Source organism: Micromonospora sp. M51, from assembly GCF_018070305.1.
Classification (GTDB): domain Bacteria; phylum Actinomycetota; class Actinomycetes; order Mycobacteriales; family Micromonosporaceae; genus Micromonospora; species Micromonospora parva.
This window is the reverse complement of record NZ_JAGPXZ010000970.1, coordinates 1-1963: the sequence shown is the minus strand read 5'-3', so window position 1 is coordinate 1963 and position 1963 is coordinate 1. Positions and strand designations below refer to the sequence as shown.

At 73.5% G+C, this 1963-nt stretch carries 1 protein-coding gene and 2 pseudogenes; 2 read left to right on the top strand and 1 reads right to left on the bottom strand.

The window, feature by feature from the left end:
• Positions 1-658: pseudogene (locus KBX53_RS31385) on the top strand (hypothetical protein); the annotation flags it as partial.
• Here the strand turns inward: KBX53_RS31385 and KBX53_RS31380 are convergent.
• Positions 630-1709, bottom strand: a complete 1080-nt coding sequence (locus KBX53_RS31380) for an NAD(P)-dependent oxidoreductase (protein ID WP_210863374.1) — start codon at positions 1707-1709, stop codon at positions 630-632. The pseudogene KBX53_RS31385 and the gene KBX53_RS31380 overlap by 29 nt on opposite strands.
• A gap of 160 nt (positions 1710-1869) precedes the next feature.
• Here KBX53_RS31380 and KBX53_RS36665 point away from each other — a divergent pair.
• Positions 1870-1963 (top strand): annotated as a pseudogene (locus tag KBX53_RS36665) (DNA-binding response regulator); the annotation flags it as partial.

The following is a 1963-nucleotide window of genomic DNA, read 5'->3' as shown; positions in this document are numbered from 1 at the left end:
CGCGGTGGTCGCGGCCGGGCTGGCGCTGCTGGCGGTGGGTGGCCGGCCAGCGGCCGCGCTCGGCGGGTTGCTCCTCGGCTTCGCGCTCTACCTGTCGTACGGGTTCGTCCTGGTGGGGTTGCTCGCGTTGGCGGTGGTGCTGCTCCGGGCGCGGGACCGCCCCGGTGTGCTGCTGGTCGCGGCGACGGCGGTCGCGGTCGTCGTCGCCGTGTTCACCGTCGCCGGCTTCTGGTGGCTGGACGGCTACCACCTGGTGGCACGTCGTTACTACCAGGGTTGGGCGGCGGAACGTCCGTACGGCTACTGGGTCTGGGCGACCCTCGCCGCTCTGCTGCTCTCGGCCGGCCCGGTGCTCGGGCCGGCGGTGCGCCGGGCGGTGGCCGCCGTGACGATCCGACCATCGGGCGCGGCGGCCCTCCGACGGCGGATCACCGGCGCCGGACCCATCGTGTGGCTGCCCGTCGCGGCGGCCGCAGCGGTGCTCGCCGCGGACCTGTCCGGGCTCAGCAAGGCCGAGGTGGAGCGGATCTGGCTACCGTTCGCCGTCTGGTTGCTGGTCGCCACCGCGCACCTGCCCACCCGCCACCGCCGGTGGTGGTTGGCGGCCCAGGCCGCCACCGCCCTCGCCGTCAACCACCTACTGTGGACGGTGTCGTGACCGACGCCGGCTCCCGCATCACCGCGGTGGTGAAGTCGGCGATGCCGGCGGCGAAGCCGACCCGGGCGGTGAAGCCGAGCAGCCGGGTGGCGCGGGCCGGGTCGGCCACGACGTGCCGCACGTCCGCCGCACGTCCGCCGCCGACGGTGACCGGCGATGGGCCGCCCATCGCCACGGCCAGCTCGTGGGCCAGGTCGCCGACGGTGTGCGGTTCACCCGAGCAGACGTTGACCGGCGTCAGCGGATCCGGTGCCGGTGTGGTCAGGGCCAGCAGGTTGGCGGCGGCCACATCGCTCACGTGCACGAAGTCGCGCCGTTGCCGGCCGTCCTCCAGGACCCGGGGCGGTCGCCCGCCGGCCAGGGCCGACCGGAAGATCGACGCGACCCCCGAGTACGGGGTGTCACGTGGCATTCGCGGACCGTAGACATTGTGGTAGCGCAGGGCCCAGACCGATCCACCGGTCTGCCGGGCCCACGCGCCGGCGAGGTGTTCCTGGGCCAGCTTGGTGGCGGCGTACGTGCTCCGCGGCTCCAACGGCGCGTCCTCGGGCACGAGACCGGGGGAGAGCGACCGGTCGCAGCGCGGGCAGGTCGGCTCGTAGCGGCCCTCGGCCAGGTCGTCGGCGCGACGGCCGGTAGGCCGGACGACCCCGTGGGCGGGGCAGTGGTAGCGACCCTCCCCGTAGACGACCATCGAACTGGCCAGTACCAGTCGGCGTACCCCGGTGGCGTGCATCGCCGCGAGGAGGGTGGCCGTGCCGAGGTCATTGTGCGCGGCGTACCGGGGAGCGTCGGCCGGGTCGATGCCATGGCCGACCATGGCCGCCTGATGGCAGACCGCGTCGACACCGGCCAGCAATCGGGTCAGCAGCTCGCCGTCGCGGACGTCGCCGACCACCAGGTCGTGCCGCTCGGTCCAGGGCGGTGCTGTCGCACCGTGCGCCTCGGGCAGGAGCGCGTCCACTGCCACCACCTCGTGCCCGTTTTCGGTGAGCAGGTCGGCGACGTGGGAACCGATGAACCCGGCCGCACCGGTGACAAGTATCCGCATTCCGGTCACCGTATGACAGCGGGCCGGCCCGCTCGGGTCTGCGCGCCCAGCCGTAAGAACCTCGCAAGGTTTGCCGGTGCGGGCGGGCCCGGGTGCGTGGCTACGCTGGGCCGATGGGCATCCGAGGGGCGACGGCGACCGGTCGGAACGGGGATGGTTCGTGACACAGCGCGTGCTGGTGGTCGACGACGACCAGACCGTGAGCGACGTCATTCGTCGTTACCTCGAGAACGACGGCTTCCAGGTGAGCCTCG

Excerpts from the sequence above, each read along its gene's own strand:
- KBX53_RS31380 (WP_210863374.1), bottom strand. The coding sequence starts at position 1,709 with ATGCGGATACTTGTCACCGGTGCGGCCGGGTTCATCGGTTCCCACGTC.